The organism is Acidithiobacillus sp., assembly GCF_023255755.1.
Classification (GTDB): domain Bacteria; phylum Pseudomonadota; class Gammaproteobacteria; order Acidithiobacillales; family Acidithiobacillaceae; genus Acidithiobacillus.
Window position 1 is genome coordinate 1 of sequence record NZ_JAGDVS010000080.1, and the last position, 18,628, is coordinate 18,628.

The 18,628-nt window shown below is 55.6% G+C and carries 17 protein-coding genes and 1 pseudogene; 9 read left to right on the top strand and 9 right to left on the bottom strand.

What is annotated here, in order from left to right; translation table 11 throughout:
- The 6 genes from Q0C48_RS05275 to Q0C48_RS05300 all read left to right on the top strand — a co-directional run.
- On the top strand, positions 1-454 hold a 454-nt coding region (locus tag Q0C48_RS05275; RefSeq protein ID WP_291522196.1), incomplete at its 5' end, for a DUF3568 family protein.
- A gap of 236 nt (positions 455-690) precedes the next feature.
- On the top strand, positions 691-1,374 hold the full coding sequence (locus Q0C48_RS05280) for a MotA/TolQ/ExbB proton channel family protein (RefSeq protein WP_291522199.1): 684 nt from the start codon (positions 691-693) through the stop codon (positions 1,372-1,374).
- Positions 1,374-1,775 carry a biopolymer transporter ExbD gene (locus Q0C48_RS05285; protein WP_291522200.1) on the top strand — a complete coding sequence of 134 codons (402 nt, stop codon included), beginning with the start codon at positions 1,374-1,376 and terminating at the stop codon, positions 1,773-1,775. The genes Q0C48_RS05280 and Q0C48_RS05285 overlap by 1 nt, the downstream gene beginning before the upstream one ends.
- A 145-nt stretch (positions 1,776-1,920) precedes the next feature.
- Complete coding sequence (locus tag Q0C48_RS05290) at positions 1,921-2,652, top strand: energy transducer TonB (protein ID WP_291522202.1); 732 nt, start codon at positions 1,921-1,923, stop codon at positions 2,650-2,652.
- A 45-nt stretch (positions 2,653-2,697) separates the two neighbouring features.
- Positions 2,698-5,499 (top strand): alkaline phosphatase family protein, encoded by a 2,802-nt coding sequence (locus tag Q0C48_RS05295; RefSeq protein WP_291522204.1) that lies wholly within the window; start codon positions 2,698-2,700, stop codon positions 5,497-5,499.
- 169 nt (positions 5,500-5,668) lie between these two features.
- Positions 5,669-7,240 (top strand): alkaline phosphatase family protein, encoded by a 1,572-nt coding sequence (locus tag Q0C48_RS05300; protein ID WP_291522207.1) that lies wholly within the window; start codon positions 5,669-5,671, stop codon positions 7,238-7,240.
- Here the strand turns inward: Q0C48_RS05300 and Q0C48_RS05305 are convergent.
- Positions 7,230-7,826 (bottom strand): GNAT family N-acetyltransferase, encoded by a 597-nt coding sequence (locus tag Q0C48_RS05305; protein WP_291522208.1) that lies wholly within the window; start codon positions 7,824-7,826, stop codon positions 7,230-7,232. The genes Q0C48_RS05300 and Q0C48_RS05305 overlap by 11 nt on opposite strands.
- A gap of 138 nt (positions 7,827-7,964) precedes the next feature.
- Here Q0C48_RS05305 and Q0C48_RS05310 point away from each other — a divergent pair, with 138 nt between their 5' ends.
- Positions 7,965-10,283, top strand: coding sequence for a TonB-dependent receptor (locus Q0C48_RS05310; RefSeq protein ID WP_291522210.1), 2,319 nt, complete (start codon positions 7,965-7,967; stop codon positions 10,281-10,283).
- A gap of 209 nt (positions 10,284-10,492) precedes the next feature.
- On the opposite strand, the gene Q0C48_RS05315 is transcribed toward Q0C48_RS05310, so the two are convergent.
- The 6 genes from Q0C48_RS05315 to purH all read right to left on the bottom strand — a co-directional run bounded on the left by Q0C48_RS05315 (position 10,493) and on the right by purH (position 16,203).
- Positions 10,493-10,642, bottom strand: coding sequence for a hypothetical protein (locus tag Q0C48_RS05315; RefSeq protein WP_291522212.1), 150 nt, complete (start codon positions 10,640-10,642; stop codon positions 10,493-10,495).
- Between the two features lie 160 nt (positions 10,643-10,802).
- On the bottom strand, positions 10,803-11,894 hold the full coding sequence (locus Q0C48_RS05320) for a quinone-dependent dihydroorotate dehydrogenase (RefSeq protein WP_291522214.1): 1,092 nt from the start codon (positions 11,892-11,894) through the stop codon (positions 10,803-10,805).
- A complete protein-coding gene (gene hemF, locus Q0C48_RS05325; RefSeq protein WP_291522216.1) occupies positions 11,891-12,781 on the bottom strand; it encodes an oxygen-dependent coproporphyrinogen oxidase in 891 nt (296 codons plus the stop codon). Before hemF ends, Q0C48_RS05320 begins: the two co-directional genes overlap by 4 nt.
- A 4-nt stretch (positions 12,782-12,785) precedes the next feature.
- Positions 12,786-13,346, bottom strand: coding sequence for a Sua5/YciO/YrdC/YwlC family protein (locus Q0C48_RS05330; RefSeq protein WP_291522217.1), 561 nt, complete (start codon positions 13,344-13,346; stop codon positions 12,786-12,788).
- Between the two features lie 15 nt (positions 13,347-13,361).
- On the bottom strand, positions 13,362-14,624 hold the full coding sequence (gene purD, locus Q0C48_RS05335) for a phosphoribosylamine--glycine ligase (protein WP_291522219.1): 1,263 nt from the start codon (positions 14,622-14,624) through the stop codon (positions 13,362-13,364).
- Between the two features lie 13 nt (positions 14,625-14,637).
- The gene (gene purH, locus Q0C48_RS05340) at positions 14,638-16,203 is read right to left on the bottom strand and encodes a bifunctional phosphoribosylaminoimidazolecarboxamide formyltransferase/IMP cyclohydrolase (RefSeq protein WP_291522221.1); all 1,566 of its coding nucleotides are present in this window, start codon (positions 16,201-16,203) and stop codon (positions 14,638-14,640) included.
- Positions 16,204-16,643: 440 nt separating this feature from the next.
- On the opposite strand from purH, the gene Q0C48_RS05345 reads away from it, so the two are divergent.
- Both Q0C48_RS05345 and Q0C48_RS05350 read left to right on the top strand, forming a co-directional pair.
- A complete protein-coding gene (locus tag Q0C48_RS05345; RefSeq protein ID WP_291522223.1) occupies positions 16,644-17,435 on the top strand; it encodes an MBL fold metallo-hydrolase in 792 nt (263 codons plus the stop codon).
- Between the two features lie 12 nt (positions 17,436-17,447).
- Positions 17,448-17,816, top strand: a complete 369-nt coding sequence (locus tag Q0C48_RS05350; protein WP_291522224.1) for a hypothetical protein — start codon at positions 17,448-17,450, stop codon at positions 17,814-17,816.
- A 77-nt stretch (positions 17,817-17,893) separates the two neighbouring features.
- Here the strand turns inward: Q0C48_RS05350 and Q0C48_RS05355 are convergent, their stop codons facing one another.
- Positions 17,894-18,121: a hypothetical protein gene (locus tag Q0C48_RS05355; protein WP_291522225.1), complete on the bottom strand. Its 228-nt coding sequence runs from the start codon at positions 18,119-18,121 to the stop codon at positions 17,894-17,896.
- Positions 18,118-18,524, bottom strand: a pseudogene (locus Q0C48_RS05360) (P-II family nitrogen regulator). The gene Q0C48_RS05355 and the pseudogene Q0C48_RS05360 overlap by 4 nt, the downstream one beginning before the upstream one ends.
- Positions 18,525-18,628: the final 104 nt, after the last annotated feature.

Genomic DNA, 18,628 nt, shown 5'->3' on the forward strand with positions numbered 1-18,628 from the left:
GCTTGGCGGATGTGTGGCGCTTGTTGCAGCAGGAGCTGGCGGCGGGGCGGTAGCTTATGTGGAGAACGGCGGTGTCGCCAATTTCTACGCGTTCTACCCGACCTCTGTGAGTCAGGTCAGTGCGGCGTCCCGGGCGGCATTCGGAGAAATGGGCATTCGCTATAACGGCGAAATCCGCAAACGTCCTTCTGAGTATTTGCTTGAGGGTACTACCCAAGAGGGACAGACGGTCAAGGTGACGCTGACGTCCATGGCAACGGATGTTACCAAGGCCAATATCCGCATTGGGACTTTTGGCGACAAGCCGATGTCTTTGCAGTTCCAAAAACTTCTTTCGCAGCGGCTGGGCATGACCGCCAGCCCTCAAGCCCCGGCGGGGGTGGTGTTGCCCCCGGCCAGCAACCAGCCAACGGCGCCACAGCAGCCTGAACAGCAAACCATTCCACTGCAGTAATCCTCCTCCCGTGGGGACGGATCCGCTCTATCGGGCACGTATTCTGATTTTAGGAGAAGCGCCGAGTGGACTTACTCAGTGCCATGCATCCAGGTCGGACTTTTTCGTCGGAAAGGCGGGTTCTACGGATGAGCTTGCCTTAGAAAAGTGCCATTGACGTAAAATTGTCATAAAAGGTTCATAAAACTGTCACATTGATTTGCTATGGTAGCGTCTTCGTTTGAAGAGGGACTCCCATGAACCTGCAATATCTCATTCATCTCGCCAACTATTCAGATGGCGTTCTTTACGTACTTGGTATTCTGCTGCTGGTTGAACTGGCGGTGATGGTAGACCGCTTTTGGTACCTGCGGCGCACCATTCTGCGTGGACTGGTGTTCGTACAGGAGTTGGGTAGCCATGGTCGGCTCGATCGTGAAACGCTCAATAAAATGACCGAAAGCGCAGGAGACCTGCCCGAAGCCACTTTGCTGCGAATGGCCGCTTCCCATCACGGACAGGTCAAGGGCGAAGCCCTCGCCAGCCGTCTCGAAGAAAGTGTGCTGGTGTTGGCGCCGCAACTGGATCGCCGTCTGTGGTTGCTGGACACTATCATCACCTTAGCGCCGCTGCTGGGTTTGTTCGGCACGATTATCGGTATGTTCCACGCCTTTTCGGTGCTGGCCGCTCCGGGACACGCGCCTACGGCAGTCACCGGCGGTGTGGCTGACGCGCTGGTCGCCACGGCAACTGGCCTGTTTATCGCCATGCTCGGTCTGGTGGCTTTCAATGCCTTCAACAATCAGGTGCGGCAGATTCTCCTGCAACTGGATTCCGTAAAGACCATGCTGCTCAATCGGATGGACGGTCAACCCATGATCACGCCGGACAATAGTGATAAGCAGCGCAGTGAAGTGTTGTCTGTGGCGAGGGCCAGTTGATGGAGCGCCGTTACTTCGAGCAGAAGAAGGGCCGGGTGGAGATCATCCCCATGATCGACATCATGCTCTTCCTCTTGGTGTTTTTTATCATGATCACGCTGCAAATGATCCCCGATAAGGGCCTGAATTTGCAGCTTCCAGCCTCCAGTCAGGCGCAGCAGCTTCCGCGCCCGCACTACACCATCAATATCGATAAGGATGGATCGGTGGATGTGAAGGGTCATCACTATAATCTCGACGGTCTGCAGAAAATGCTCGCTGCTGATGGTGATCCCAGTAAAACCCAGATCACTATTGCCGCTGACAAAGGGGTGCCCTTTCAGGACTTTATCCATGTGATGGATCGCTGTCAGAAAGCTGGGGTGAGTGATATCGGGATTGCCGCGAAAGCGAGTAATTAGAAAAAGTACGTATATCGTATGAGTAACTAGACAGATCGGCGCAAAAAAGTCTGATTATTAGGGGGGCTCAAAAGATTCCTTCCGCACTGGTTGATTTTTTTCAGGGTCGAGTGTCGAAAACGTAATTTGATGAGGAAGATAATCGGTGAATATAATCGTCAGTGATCTATCCTGGGCACCGCAACGTCCGAAAAAGCCGAAAGGGCACTTTGGGCGCGCGTTGCTGGTCGGCGCTGTGTTGGAGGTGTTGTTAGTGGGTGGATTGATTTGGGTGAGTGGTAATACGCCACCACCTAAGCCGATGGTAAAGAAGATCATCGCCATTCACATGGTGCAACCGGCACCTCCTAAACCCAAGCCAGTGCCACCTCCACCGAAGCCGGTAGTGCATCCAAAGCCTGTGCCTAAGCCGATACCCCATCCCATTCCGCAGCCGAAGCCGGTAGTGCATCACGCGCCTGCGCCCAAGCCGTTAATGGCCAAAACACCGTTGCCTACGGCACCAGTGATACCGCCTAGTCCGCCGGTAACCACGCCGCCTCCGCCCCCGCCCCCTCCGGCGCCGAGTATGGCTGCACGTGAGGCGGCTATAGATCAGTACGCCGGCATGGTGCGCGCCCGGGTTCAGGCCGATGCCCATGTTCCGGAGGCCGTCCGGCTGATGCATTTGAGTGGCACAGCCGTGATCACCTTCCGGCTGACGCCGTCGGGCCAACTGCTGTGGGCGAAAATTGCCCAATCCAGTGGTGTGGGACCAATTGATAAAGCGGCGCTGAAATCGGTGGAAGAGGGTGCTTATCCGCCATTTACCAAGAATATGCCGAAACATGCCAGCAATTTTAATGTGGAAGTGCATTTATCAAGCCACTCCTCGTAGTGCTGGCGTGATGGTTTCTGGGTGATTGAGATGAAGGAGTCTGGGGTGACCGCTCATACCTGTTGGACGAGATTATCTTTGCCGATGCTGGGGCTGGCTTTTATGGTAATGCCGGCAGTTTCTCTGGCCTACACCCAGGCTCCGTCTAATACCCGTGATTTCACCGGACCCATTCAGGTCAGTGCAGATAACAAGGATCGGGTCAGCCATGTTTTGCCGATAGGGCGCATCGTCAGTCCGGTAGGTTTGGTAAATGGCGCAGCGAATTTTGTGACCCAGGTGGTGCCCATGGCGGATCATATCGCCACCATGGCGAATGGTGCCACCCATGCTCAGACCATTACCGTGTATGCACAAAGTAATTTGCGCAAGATTTCACGAGTTGCGGCCTACAAAAAAGAGGTGGATTCCAGGCAGAATGCCGAGAATGATGTCAGTGATCAACAAGGTGATGCTATTGCACACCAGGATTTTTTTCAGGGGATGGCGGTAGGGCCTGATCAAACACTTTACGCCGCGGGAGGGCAAACGGATGATGTTGCTGCTTTCGCGTTCAAGGACGGCAAGCTGAGCCTGTTGCGCCGTTATCCCCTGGCATGGCAAGCGTTTCCTAAAGATCAATATCCCTATCAGTATCAAGGCGAACGTGATGAGCAAACGCGTCACTTTTATCCTGACGCAGTCGTTGTCGGACCGCACGGAAAACACCTGTACGTTGCGGGAATGCTTTCCAACAGTCTGGCGCAAGTAGATATTCAGACGGGTGAAACGCGCTATCTGAATGTTGGACCTTATCCTTATGCCCTGACCTTCGCGGGCGAGGACCAACGCCTTGTGGTGAGTTTATGGGGTGGCAATGCCGTCGCGGTGGTCGATCCCAATACGATGCACATGCTGGGCACAGTGCGCGTCGGTCCGCCCACGGATCCCGACAATACACAGGCGGGTGTACATCCTACCGCCCTGGCCGCTGTACCCCATTCCCCAGATGTTTTTGTCGCGCTGGCCAATGTCGATCGTGTGGCTGAAGTGGATACGGCAAAACTGGCCGTGAAGGGATTCATCAACGATAGTCCTTATCCCGATGCACCTCCGGGAAGTTACCCGGACGGACTGGCCGTGGTTGACGGCAAGTTGTTCGTGGCTAATGCCGGCAATAATGATGTAGCGGTTTATGACGTACAGACTGGAAAAGGACTGGGCCTGATTCCGACGGGCTGGTATCCGACCGCTATCACCCACACCGACAAAGCCCTCTATGTGGTTGCGGCAAAGGGTCTGGGTTCGGGTCCGAACGTACAGCATCAGTGGGTCGGCGATATGATGGACGGCCTGGTGCAAAAAATTGATCTGAGTGATTTGTCTCAGTATCTGTCGCTATGGACGCAGCAGAGCCTGGAAAATAATGGCTTTACCAGCGCCCAGCGCGCGGCACGGCATGCGGAAGATGTGAAAGCGACGCAATTCTTGCGTAAACATATTCATTATGTGGTTTTTATTCTGCGTGAGAACAAAACTTTTGATGAGAATCTCGGTGATTATAAACCGGCGGGAGTCTGGGCGGACCCGCAACTGGATCTCTATGGCCCGAAAGAGTTGCCCAATCTGTATAACCTGGCGCGTCACTCCACGCTTTTTGTGAATTTTATGGCGGATGGCGAGGTGACCGCGCAAGGGCATCAATGGACAACCTCTGCCTCAGACTCGGACTTTGTGCAGCGGACTTGGCCGGAATACTATTCAAGACGTGGTATTGTTCCCAATCCGGGTTGGACCCAGTCTCTCATTCCCGGAAAAGCTACGGGTACCGGCGGCATGCCGCTGGGTGTCGATAATCCTTATGCGATTTATGAAAACATTTCGGTATTAGGTAAATGGTCGAATCCCTGGATTAGTTATCCTGAGCGTCTTTTTCTGTTCAATGATTTTCTGGATCATAAAGTCTCTTTTGAAGACTTTGGGGAATTCGTCTCCCGTTCTCAGGCAGGGAATATCTCCTCTGCGATGAAAAAACACCTGGCTACAGGTTTTCCGGGCTGGGACAGGATGATGCTCGATAGCTATCGTGAAAAGGTGGCAGAGCAGTGGCTGAAAGCCCATCCGGGGACGCAGTTCCCTCACTTCATATATATCTGGCTGCCCGATGATCATACGGCAGGACGCGCACCCTGCTATTACACACCGAATTATTATGTGGCCAATAACGATTATGCTACGGCAAAGTTTATTCATTATCTGTCGACGACACCGCAATGGAAGCACATGGTGGTTTTTCTGACAGAAGATGACGCACAGTCGGGGGCAGATCACATTGATGCTCATCGGACTTTTGCCCTGGCCATCGGACCTTGGATCAAAAAAGGCCATCTGGAAACCCATCGATATTCTCAGGTGAATATTCTCAAAACCACAGAGGCGATTTTTGGTTTGCCCCCCATGTCGCAGTGGGACGAGAATGCCAGCATCTTTTCGGGCATGTGGACATCGCATCCAGACGATGCAGAGGCGAAAGTGCTGCCGTTGCAGGTGCCGCTGGCCTTTAACGCCGGACAATGTGCAGACTATACCCTGCTGCGTAGAGAGGCTGGTGCTGCAGGGCATAATCTCAATGAAGCCTGGTTTATGCAGCATCAGACCAAGAATGGTGCGGGACTATCGCCGCCCGCCAAATCCGAGGCGTATGCACCGACAACGCTGCTGAAGGTGCCTGGTCCAAAGCAGATGAAGCAGGAATGGATTGCTGCCAAGGGAATGAAATCCTGGCATCGGGAAATGCAGTATCTTGATATTTACGCAAGAAAACATCATGCGCCCGTGGCTGCCTACCAGGCTGGTGAGGTGGACTGAGACAAAGGGGGCCCGCCAAAGGATATGCGGGGACTCGCGGATGTCTCTTCCATAAGTCAGCAGTGTAAAAGTGAATTTTAGAGCCATGGTGCCAGCGAGGCGCACCGTTCTGCCTCAGCTATCAGAATAGCAGATCATTACTCATAATCAATAAACGAGGGTGTTTTCTATGGGACAACAGAATCGTCGGCAGTTTTTGAAGCAGTTGGGATTGGGGAGCAGCACAGTTATTGCCGCTCCGCATCTGCTGGGTGTGGCTCATGCTGCGGGAGTCAGCGAGGAAAGTCTCCTGCGTCAGAAGATTGAGCATGTGGTGGTGATCTTTCAGGAAAATCGCAGTTTTGATCATTACTTCGGAACATTCCAGCCGAAAAACGGGCAACAAATTATCAATTTACTAGATACACAGGGACAGTTGGACCACCGTTTTCTCGGTATGCAGAAAAATCCGGCAGGTATCGCTTATGGTAACCTGCCGTTACCTACGGATATTCCGGGTTTTCAGAACGTGCAATTGCCTAATCAGCCGTTCCACATGGCACCCTATATTCCTGCTAAAGGCAATGTACATTGGGATCCACAACATCGATTTTTCCGTATGATGGCGGAGATTAATAGCGGTAAGATGGATCGTTTCGTAGCTCTGGCAGGCGGCAGAAAAACCCTTTTGTCGCGGGACGAATTCCAAAAAATGGGCCAGGACCAGATCGCCTTTGACCTGGCTCGTCCCAGTGGTCCGGTGCTGGGGTATTATACCGGCGAAGATCTGCCCTTCTATCATCATGTCGCGCACCGGTACACGCTCTTTGATCATTTCTTTCAGGCCATGAGTGGCGGCAGTACCGGTAACGCGCTTTATCTGACGGCTGCTCGTTCCTGTGTTTATCCCAATGCACCCAAGGAGGTGTGCGCGCCCTTCGATCCGAAAGAGGCTGGTCTGGAACACGGCTTCTTTGATCTGCCCTACGACCACAAAAAAGTCTTGGTCAACGATCTGCCGCCGGTGCAGGGACCGACCGATGCGGATGCGGTGAAAGCTCTGAAGATATCCCCACCCCCGGAGGCACAGACCTACGACAATATCGGAGACCGTCTGGATGGCGCCAAAGTATCCTGGGCCTGGTATAACGAAAACTGGAATCGGGTAAAGCCGTGGGCGCTCAAGACCGCTTTTGGGCCCGGCGATGGCTCGGCGGTGATTGACACGGGTCAGTTGTATGTAGCCCACCATAACCCCTTCCAGTACTACCCGCGTTGGCCAGAATATGTGAAGGGCGGTCGTATGCGCGACAGTGACGACTTTCTCGCCGATGCCCGCGCCGGCAAACTGCCCGGTGTCTCCTTCGTCAGGGCCAGTGCTGCCCATGACGAACATCCGGCCGACTGCGCACCTGTTTATGGCATGGAATGGGTCGAGCAACTGGTGCGCGCTGCCGCTGATGGGCCGGCCTGGGACAAAACCGCCATCTTCATTACCTATGATGAAGGCGGTGGCTTCTGGGATTCGTTGCCGCCTAAAGTGGTGGACGACTATGGGTTTGGCACCCGTACTCCGGCCCTGCTTATCAGCCCTTGGGCGCGCCGGGGTTTGGTGGACCATCACCTGGCCAGCACGGCCAGCATCCTCAAATTCATCGAAACCCGCTTTGGTCTGCAGGCCCTCAATCACCGTGACCGGGATGCCTACGATATGATGGGTGCCTTTGACTGGGATCAGAAACCTGAGGACTTCAGTATCTGACGGGGCAGGCCGACGATGTTAATGCCTTCTCCATAGCGAGAAGGCAGAGCCCGGCAACCTTGGGTATGCCATAACGACTATCATCCGGGAAGGGTAGGGTAGTGCCGATCCATTGATATCCTCGCCGCTGATAATAAGCGACCAGTTCAGGGCGCTGTTTGATGACCCACAGACGCAAACGCTGGGCCTCCCAGGTGTCTCGCGCATATTCCTCTGCAGTATGTAACAACACGTTAGCCACGCCGAGATTTTGCCATGTCGGCGTCACCGAAAGCATTCCGCATTCGCCTACTTCTGTTTCGAGTAGTTGTAAATGACAGCAGGCGACTATTTCCTCTGTATTGCAGATGACCAGAAAACCGCTATTCGGTTTTGTTACCAGATCTTTGAGCATCGTCAGGTCACAACGCTGACCGTCCAGTAGATCCGCTTCTGTGGTCCATCCATCTTTGGCAGTGTCGCCTCGATACACACTATTGATGAGCGCGCAAAGGGTTAGCATTTCTGTTTCTTGCGCCATGCGGCAAGAATACAACGACTGTGAATGTGCCATCTTGATTTTCTTGCCTGGTGATGCTGTTGTCATCTGTGACGCATCCAAATAAAAGTGTCATTTGTCAGAATTTTGTCATTAACACTTCATAATAATGTCATATTGTGTTGCTAGAATCCTGCGCGGTTGTAGAGGATTTATGACAAGTTTTCTCCTGATGAGGATATTATCATGGTATACCGCCCAACTCTGCGCACTGCAGTAATCATGGCACTCTGTGCCTTACCCATTCTCGCCCACGCCGATGTGACGGCGCCCGCCGTCAGCGGTGCCGAGACCGCTGCAACTGCTTCCACTGGTGGCAATGCTCCGGTGACTATTGGTGAAGTAGAGAAAGAAGCGCCGCCGGAGCGCGGCACTGGCTCCCTGAGTAAAGAACTGGTGAAGCATGCCAGCCCGAATGAAAACTTTCAGAGTGTGTTGCGCAATGTTCCGGGCTTTACCGTAATCAGCACTGGACCCGGTAACCTTACCACCAGTGACAGCACCTTTACCTACCAGGGTTTCAACAGCGATCAGATTGGCGTGAATCTGGACGGTGTACCTCTGATTAACACCTTTCGCGGCGGTACGAACGGTCAGGGTGACGACCACGCTCTCACACCCATTGGCATGGGTCAATTTTCGGGAGTCTCAGTTTACAGCGGTGCCAACACACCTTCTGAGACAGGCATCAATGCGTTGGGTGCGACGCTGAATTATAAGCCGCGTATGCCCACTTCAAAATTCTACGCAGAGGTTTCGGGTAGTGGCGGACTTTACTCCGGTGGCGTCGGGGACAGTGCCGCCGGTGGATTTAGTGTCAACTCAGGTGTTTTGCCGTATACGGGAACCAAACTGTACGCCAACTACTATTACAGTCCTTTCCACAGCTTTATCAACCATGTTTTCTCCACCAACAACAACTACTACTTTGCGGCGGTACAGCCTTACAACCACGGCATGTCTCAGCTGTCACTGATTACTATCTACAATCATGAGATTGCTCAACAACCATCCACGGTGCCCTTACCTTTGTTACAAAAATACGGCCGAAGTTTTCAGTGGGCTCCCAACATCTGGAATGATCGAACCACTACAAGTTCGTACACCACTATCTTGGGTTGGAAGTCCATTCTGAATCAGTATATGCTGGCCAAAGCCAAGTTTTTTATAACCCAGAATAGCAACGACCGCACGGCCTATGCCAACGCGGCCTATCAAGCTGGGTATGATGGTTATCCGTTGCCAACAGCACTAAAAAGCTACGCCAATCCCAGCAAGACGGGTCGACCAAGTAATACCTATAATCCGACGGCGTTATTCGGAAATAGCTATAATGGTACACAGTATCAGCGCTATGTCGACAATTTCGGTAATGCAGGCTTGATGCCGTCGCTGACCTTCCTCTTGCCGAGTAATACCGTCACACTCGGTGGACTGTATATGTTCAGTAAGGATCATTCGGCAGAGTACTGGTATGGCCAGCCAGCAGTTCCGATGATCAATGGTTACAATGACGCATGGGATGAGCATGATACCCGTAATTATGGGGATGTCTATCTACAGGATCGTATTGCTTTGTTCAATCATCGTCTGATCCTCACTCCGGGTGCCAAGTATTACCTGGTCGATACGACATGTAACGATGTTGAAGGGTATTATTACAACTACGGGGGTAGCGTCAGTAACACCTTTAACTACTGGGAGCCGTCTTTTGGGGTGAGCTTCCTCGCCACCAAAAATGCGGATTTGTACTTCCATTATGGCCGGGTCTATAAGGTACCAAATATCAGTGCGTATTATGCGGTTATAGGCTCTACACCAACGCCTGGGTTAATGTTGGTCAAACCGGAGTACGTGGATAGCATCGATACGGGTATCCGCTATAACTTCGGTGATATCAAAACGTCACTGGCCTATTTTCGCCGGATGTTCAGCAATAAATTCGGTTATTTTTATGATAACCAGACGGGACAGACCTTCCAGTATAATGTTGGCAGTGCCCTGTATCAGGGGGTCACTGCTTCGGTGGACGCTAAATTACCCTACAATATGAATGCGTTCATCAACTATAGTCTGACCGATGCTAAATATACGTCGAACTTTGATGCCGCCGATGGTGCATCCGTCAGTAGTGGGGAATACGTCGGTGATGTTCCCATGTACAACCTCAACTTCGGTCTGGGTTATCACTATGCCGGATTCAGTGCACGGATTACCGACCATGTTGTCGGTTCCCAGTACATCAATACCAATAAGGGAGCGCCTGCAGGCATTTCCTTGCATCCCTACAATATCACCAATCTTAATCTGGGTTATGCGTGGCGGCCAGGTGATATGGGGGTGAAAAAAGTTACTGTTGACTTGTATGTGGATAACATTTTCAACACCAACTACATTCCGTATGAATATGAACAGTTGCGGAGTGCAAAATATGGCGGAAACTTCATTACCGCGCAGGCGAGTGCACCGGCCTTTGTCGGTGCCAGTGTGGCGGCCAAGTTCTAAAGTCTGATTGCTATCCGCAGGTTAGCGGCGGGTTTCTAAAAGTCCTCTATCCGGTGGCCTTACGGTCACCGGATTTTTGCTATTTTGATCTCACCAGTGGTAACCCATCCCGCATATTGCACGAGGTCATCATGGCCAGTTTGTGCAGACCCGGAAAATCCTGCGTCTCTACAGGAAGCAGACGCTTGCGGTGGAAATCCGCGAGTTGCTCAGGGGATCAGGGACGCCCCGGCACTGACCATATCCCCGGTCGCCGATGCGGTATCAGAGACGGCAGCACAGCCCGCCAGTGATCCGAAAATAACCAGGAGGCCTGCAATGCGCATTATGAGGCCGATGATATGGATTTTATGCATCATGGAAAATACTCTTTGGATAATGCGAATAACTGGCCTGAATAATAGGTGTTATTCATTGATGGCTCATGAAACTTGTTTTTAACTGGTTAACATGTCCAGGGATTTCCAACAAGCGGAAAATCTCCATAAGAACCGTTCGGACGCTGTGGCGGAGAGGATATCAGGCGGCACTACCCCGCGCGTGCGCAAGATCAGGATAACCATCCTTTAACCACAGCCCCGGCAGGGCTTCCAGAATCTCCCGCACCAGTTCCGGTCCCCGAAAAATCAGCCCGCTATAGACCTGCAATAGACTGGCTCCCGCCCGGATCTTGGCATAGGCATCTGCCGCACTGAGGATACCACCGACGCCAATGATGGGTACCTGTCCCTGGGTCGCACGATAGAGTTGCGCGATGACGGCATTGGATTGCTCCAGCAATGGTGCACCGCTCAGGCCCCCGCTTTCGGAGAGTCCGGGCTGGGAAACCGGGCGTTCTACAGTGGTATTGGTGGCGACAAAACCATCCACCAGAGGTTCCGTGCCTAAGGCCAGACCACCGATAGCGTTGAGGTCATCATTATCCAGATCTGGAGCAAGCTTCAGGAGCAGAGGCAGAGGGGGGCGCTGATGCTGCACGGCCAGACGTTGGTTGGCCGCAGCAACGGCACTGAGCAGCCCCCGTAAGGCCTCCTCCCCCTGCAATAATCGCAGCCCCGGCGTGTTGGGTGAACTGACATTGATGCAGAGATAGTCGCCATAGTGAAAGAGCAACTCCAGCGCGGTGACATAGTCGTCCTGCGCCTGATCCAGCGGGGTGTCCTTGTTTTTGCCGAGATTGATGCCGATAGGCACCGGATGGCCAGGTAATGCCGCCAGTCTTCGGGCAACTGCCGCAGCCCCTTCACCGGGGAAACCCATGCGGTTGATGACCGCTTGCTGTGCCGGATAACGAAAGACCCGGGGGCGCGGATTACCCGGCTGCGGGCGCGGCGTCACTGTGCCGATTTCGATGAAGCCGAAGCCGAGGGCAGGGAGGGCGGCGGCGGCGCGGGCGTCCTTGTCATAGCCGGCAGCGAGACCGACGGGGTTGGGAAAATGCAGGCCCCAAAAGTCCTGCGCCAGACGCGGATCGGTGACGCTATAGTGCTTTGTCAGGTAGGCCATGCTCTGTGGCATGCGCCCCAGTGCTTCCAGCGCAGCGATGCTCAGGGTGTGGGCGCGCTCCGGGTCCAGCGTAAAAAGCAGGGGGCGCAGCAGACCGTAGCTCATGCCCAATCCCTGGGTGTGAGGAAGTCTTCCTTGAGGCGGCCTTCGGGGCTACCGGCTTCGCCCTGCCAGTCGTAGGCCCAGGCCGCCAGAGGCGGCAGGGACATGAGGATGCTTTCGGTGCGCCCGCCGGACTGCAGGCCGAAGAGGGTGCCGCGGTCATAGACGAGGTTGAATTCCACATAGCGCCCTCGGCGCAGGAGTTGAAATTGCCGCTCGCGTTCACCGTAGGGCAGGTCCCGGCGCCGGGCGACAATGGGCAGATAGCTGTCGAGGAAGCTGTTGGCCATATCCTCCCAGAAGGCCTGCAGAAGCTCGCCATCGCCGTTGAGATCGTCGAAAAAGATACCACCGATACCGCGCATTTCCTGACGGTGCCTGATGGTGAAGTAGTCGTCGCACCAGGCTTTGAAGCGCGGATAAAAGCCCGAGTCGTGGCGATCACAGGCGGTTTTGAGGGTGCTATGGAAATGCCGGGCGTCTTCCTCAAAGCCGTAGATGGGCGTCAGGTCGGCGCCGCCGCCGAACCACCACACTGGTCCCGCCGAGAAAAATCGGTAGTTCATGTGAACGATGGGGACGTAGGGGTTGCGGGAATGCAGTACCAGTGAGACGCCAAGGGCGGTGAAGGTCTGTCCGGCCAGTTCTGGGCGGTGTGCGGTAGCCGAGGCGGGAAGCTGGTCGCCATGGACTTTTGAGAAGTTGACCCCGCCTTTTTCCAGCAAAGCGCCGTCGGCAATAACCCGGGTGCGGCCGCCGCCACCGCCGGGCCGTTCCCAAAGATCTTCGCGGAATTTCGCTGCGCCGTCTGCCGCTTCCAGGGCGTCGCAGATGCGATCCTGCAGGTTGCGGAGGAAAGTTTCCATTTCGTCTAAGGATGGCTGTTGCATGCTTTTACTCCCGTAAGATACGACCGCTGCGGGCATCGACAATACGGCTGGGGCGGCGTTGCCCCCCCATCCGGGCTGGTAGTACCCACAGGGAATGACCAAAATAGCGGTACAAGGTGCGCAGGTCACGGGCCGGTTGTTGCCCTGCCGGATTGGCACTGGTGGAGACCATGGCGCCGCCAAAGACCCGCGACAACGCGACGATAGCCGGATGGGTACTGATCCGCACCGCAATGCCCTCATGGCGTCCGCGTATCCAGGAGGGGACCTTCGGTGCGGCGGGAAGTACCAGTGTCGTTCCGGGCCAGAGCCGTGCCAGCAGAGTCGGGTCTATTCCTTGCGCTGACCAGTAGTGTCGGGTTTCTGCCACCCGGCCTGCTACCAGAAGAACGCCTTTATGTTGTGGCCGCCTTTTTAGGACCAGAACCCGGCGCAGCGCACGCCGGCGGCGCGGGTCGCAGCCCAGTCCCCAGACCCCTTCCGTAGGATAGGCGATGACCCCACCGCGCCGTAAATGCGCTACCCCCCGACGAATATCTTGACGGCGCGGATGGCGGGGCAGCATCAGCCGAAAACGCGATCAGGCGCGCCGCAGGCCGCGGTAGCCGATGTCCTGCCGATACTGCAGGCCGGGCCAGCGGATATCGGCGACGGCGGCATAAGCCCGCTGCTGCGCAATCGCCAGGCTTTCTCCCAGTGCCGTGACGCCGAGCACCCGACCACCAGCCGTGATGACGGTGTCGTCGTCTGCCGTAGTCCCGGCATGGAAGATTTTGACCGCATCCCCCTGCGTCTTGTTGAGACCGAGAATGGGGTCACCTACCTGCGGATGATCAGGATAACCCGCAGCCGCCAGCACGACGCAGAGGGCAGCGCGACTGTCCCAGTCGAGAGCCTTCGGCAGCGGATCGCCGCGGGCCGCGGTCAGCAAAAGCGTATAGAGGTCGGAACGCAAACGCATCATCAGCGGCTGCGTCTCGGGATCGCCCAGTCGGCAGTTAAACTCCAGCACCTTGGGTCCGGTGGAGCCGATCATCAGGCCGGCATAGAGAAAGCCGCAGTAGGGCGTGCGATCTGTCATCAACCCTTGTGCCGCGGGGCGCATCACCTCGCGCAATACCCGTTCGCTCATGGCGGTGTCGAGGATGGGGGTGGGGGAATAGGCACCCATGCCGCCGGTATTGGGACCCTGATCGCCGTCCAGCAGACGCTTGTGGTCCTGCGACCCCGCCAGCGGCAGGACTTGACCGTCCACCACAATGGCGATGAAACTGGCTTCCTCCCCCTCAAGAAATTCTTCGATGATGATGGGTCCCCATTGCAGGAACTGACGCACGGCGGCTTCGGCTTCTGTTCGCGCGAAGGCTACGACGACCCCCTTGCCAGCGGCCAGGCCATCGGCTTTGACCACCACCGGCAACGGATGGTTGCGCAGGTAGTCCAGCGCCGTGCCGGTATCGGTAAAACGTCCGTAACAGGCGGTAGGAAGACCGTGCCGCTCCATGAAGGCTTTGGCGTGGGCTTTGCTGCCCTCCAGCATCGCTCCGGCGGCATTGGGACCGAAGACCGGAATGCCGGCCCGGCGCAGGGCATCACCCACGCCCGCTACCAATGGGGCTTCGGGGCCAATGACGACCAGCGCGATGCCCAACGCATGGGCGGCGGCGACCACCTGATCGGTATCCGTCGGCTTCAGGGCCAGATTATGGATTTTGGCCTCCTTCGCCGTACCGGGATTGCCGGGCACACAGTAGACCTCCGCCACCCCCGCCGACTGGGCCAGCTTCCAGGCGACGGCATGTTCGCGTCCGCCACCGCCGAGGACCATGACTTTCGCGCCCATCTGCGTTCTCTCCTCAACCATGCCGGAAATGGCGCACGCCGGTGAAGACCATGGCGATGCCGTGTTCATTGGCGCTGGCGATGACTTCTTCATCACGGATGGAGCCGCCGGGTTGGATAATCGCCTTTACGCCCGCCGCAGCCGCTGCATCGACCCCATCGCGGAAAGGGAAGAAAGCATCCGAAGCCAGCGCCGCACCGTGCAGATCGAAGCCCAGTTCCAGTGCCTTGGCTACCCCGCATCTGGCGGCATCCACCCGACTCATCTGTCCCGCACCGATGCCGACGGTCTGGCCTTCGCGGCCATAGACAATGGCGTTGGAACGCACGTATTTACCGACCCGCCAGACAAAGGCGAGGTCACGGGTTTCCTGTGCCGTCGGCGTGCGTTCTGAGACCACTTTCCAGTCCGCTTCCGCTTCCATGGCCTGATCAAAGTCCTGTACCAACAGACCTCCCCGCACGCGCTTGTAATCCCAGCCTGCCCGCCGCCAGGCGCTACCATCGTCAAAGGCGAGCACCCGCAGGTTTTTCTTTTTGGCCAGAATGGGCCGGGCATCGGGCAAAATGGCGGGCGCCAGTACCATCTCGATGAACTGACCGCTAATGAGTTCAGCGGTCTGGGCATCCAGCGGCCGGTTACAGGCGACGATGCCACCGAAGGCGGATACCGGATCGCCGGCCCACGCGCGCTGATAGGCGCTGAGCAGATCCGGCCCCACGGCCACGCCGCAGGGATTGCCGTGCTTCACCACGCAACAGGCGGGTTCGGCAAATTCCATCACCAGCGCGACGGCGGCATCGCCGTCCCCGATGTTGTTGTAAGATAATTCCTTGCCCTGCAACTGATGGGCGTCCGCCAGTCCGCCGCCGCTGCCATCGCGGTAGAAGGCGGCGGCCTGATGGGGATTTTCGCCGTAGCGCAGATCCTGCGCTTTCTCAAATTGCAGGGACAGGGTCTGCGGGAAGGTTGTCCGGCTGCCATCGGGACTGAGGCTGGAGAGATAGTTGGCAATAGCACCGTCATAGCGCGCCGTGTGGGCGAAGACCTTGGTGGCCAAGAGGAAGCGGGTGCTGGCACCGACGCCGCCGTAACTCTGTTCCATCTCCTGCAGCACGGCGGCATAGTCATTGGGGTCGACGAGAACGGTGACGCCCTCCCAGTTCTTCGCTGCCGCACGGAGCATGGTCGGGCCGCCGATATCAATGTTTTCGATGGCTTCTTCCCGAGTACAATCGGCGCTGGCGATGGTCTCGGCGAAGGGATAAAGATTGACGCAGAGGAGATCGATGGCGGGGATGCCATGCTCGACCATCTGCCGGGTGTGGCTGCTGTTGTCGCGCTTCGCCAGTAGTCCGCCGTGGATTTTGGGGTGCAGGGTTTTGAGGCGGCCTTCCAGCAGTTCCGGGAAACCAGTGTAGTCGCCCACTTCCTGCACCGCGACACCATCGGCCGTCAAGACTTTGGCGGTACCGCCGGTAGAGAGTATCTCCACCCCAAAATCCTGCAACCGCCGGGCAAATTCTACTACGCCCCGCTTGTCGGAAACGCTGATGAGCGCCCTCGTAATCTCACCCATAAATCCCACGGCCTCCGAAAAAAGTGGCAGTTAAAAATAAAAAAGGCACGATCAGGAGACCTGTCGTACCCAAACCTCCTGATGGAGGGAGCGTTCTGATTCGCGCTGCGCTGATTCAGCTCAACGGAACGTCCACATTGTAAAAGAGGCGTCGCCGCTATGCAAGCACGGCCAAAGCCCCGGCTAGGTACTTAAGCCGGACAGTCCAGTTTCATCCCCCAGAATTCCCAATTGCCAGGATGGATACCCGCCTCGTCGGTGGAGATGCTTGGCTTTACGGGATCGTCCAGGGGCCATGGGGCGGACCAGGTGGGTTACTTATGCGGAGTCTGTAACAATTTTAAAACGAATAATGACATGCTATGATACCATGGTATAAATATCCTAATTCTGTTGGTCTGTTCAACGCCAGGCCGGTATCACCTGCATAGGAGTCTATAATGTCCCAGTTGCTGTATGACAACGGAACGCATAAATGCATAGCCTTCACCGATCTGGTGGAAGGCGAGGGGATTCAGGCCAACCAGTTTCTCATTGTTAATAATGGTGAAGGGATGCTGCTCGACCCGGGCGGTAACCTCACGTACAAGAACCTGCTGGCAGAGATGGCGAGCTATTTCCTGCCGGCGCATCTCGATTATGTGTTTGCCTCTCATGAGGACCCGGATATTGTTGCCTCTGCCAACGGCTGGCTGCTGATCACCGACGCGAAGATTCTCATCGCCAATGAATGGACCCGTTTCCTGCCGCATTTTTGCTCGAAGGGGATGACCGCAGGGCGGGTCATCGGCATTCCGCCGCAGGGCATGAGGGTCAATCTGGCGGGGCAGGAACTCTTTGTCGTGCCCGCGCATTACATGCATTCGGTGGGCAATTTCCAGGTTTACGATCTGGTGAGCAAAATTCTGTTCTCCGGAGATCTGGGTGCTAACCTGGTCAGTGGGCATGATGCCTCCAAGGTGATCGAAGGCGCGGAGGCGTTTGCGGCACATCGTGCGGCAACCTCCATGGATGGCTTCCACCGTCGTTATATGGGCGGTCAGAAGGTCTGTAGACTCTGGACTAATATGGTACGGGGTATGGATATCGAATGGATTGTGCCGCAGCACGGCGCATCCTTTAAAGGACGGGAGACGGTCACGGCTTTCCTCGACTGGTTCGATGGACTGGAATCAGGACCTGACCTGTTGACCCAGAAAGACTTTCAGTTTCCTATTCCCGAGAATCTCTGAAGGAGGTGCATCTTGAATCAGGGCATGTTTGACGATCTCAATGCGCAGCTAGACGCCATGTCGCCAGAAATACAAGGTGCCGCTCTGATCTCCAACGAAGGGGCGGTGATTTTTCAGAAGGGAGAAACGATAGCGGACCAGAGTCTTGTTGGTATCGCCGGGGCTGCCGTTATGCGTCTTGCGGAGCATATCGGTTCTGGTCTTACCGAATGCCCGGCACAAGAGATCAGCATTCGCTGTGACAGGCATACGGCACTCTTTGTGCCAGTGGGAGCGGATGCGCTCCTGATGCTGGTGCTCTCAGCAGATACAGATACGCGTCCTTTGGCGAGGGCTATCCCCGGTATGGTATCTGCATTGGGCCAAAGAGTTGTGTCATAAGCATGCTGCCTAAGCCGGGCTGAAAGAAATCACGCTGTAGAGGCGTCCTCCGCAGGCTTCTGTATTGCTGATAAACGCTATGGTGGACCACTATACCCTTTTGAATAGGCTTCCTGCCCCGCCGAAATCGCCATTTGAAAAGCGGCCAAAGGATGTGTCATCGCCCAGTCATACCCCGCCTTTCTGGCCTTCTCGCGTTGATGACTACTGACAATTCCACCGATCCTCCTGTACCACAGCAGGAATACCCCGCCGAGAATAAAAACGCCTTCCGCCAGATCGCCGATCAGTGACGGGGCACTCATGATGTCGAAAGCCCACTGTAAAAAGGAAGATTGCAGGCGTCCTCCTCCATTTCTCTAGTACAGATGCGGATGACTTCCGAGACCTCCGTCACGAAAATCTTCCCATCTCCCATCTCCCATCTCCCATCTCCCATCTCCCATCTCCCGTCTTGCCGGTGCGCGCACCACTGATCACTGCCGCAAGGGCGTCATCCAGTCGCTCCTCGCTGATGACCACTTCGATTTTTATCTTGGGGATAAAATCCGAAACCCATTCATGGCCTCGATGTATTTCAACCCCTCCTTTTCGTTGCTCGAAACCGGTGACTTCCGTAACGGCCATACCCTGTATGTCGATACCAGCCAGTGCACCACAGACATCATCCAGCTTGAATGGCCTGATAATGGCGGATAACTGTTTCATGACGACACCTCTTGCACAGGGTCGGAACATCCTGGGGCAAGTGTCCCCTGGGGGTTAGAACATGAAGCCGGTTTCGAGCATGCCACGGAGTTGGGTCTGGGCAA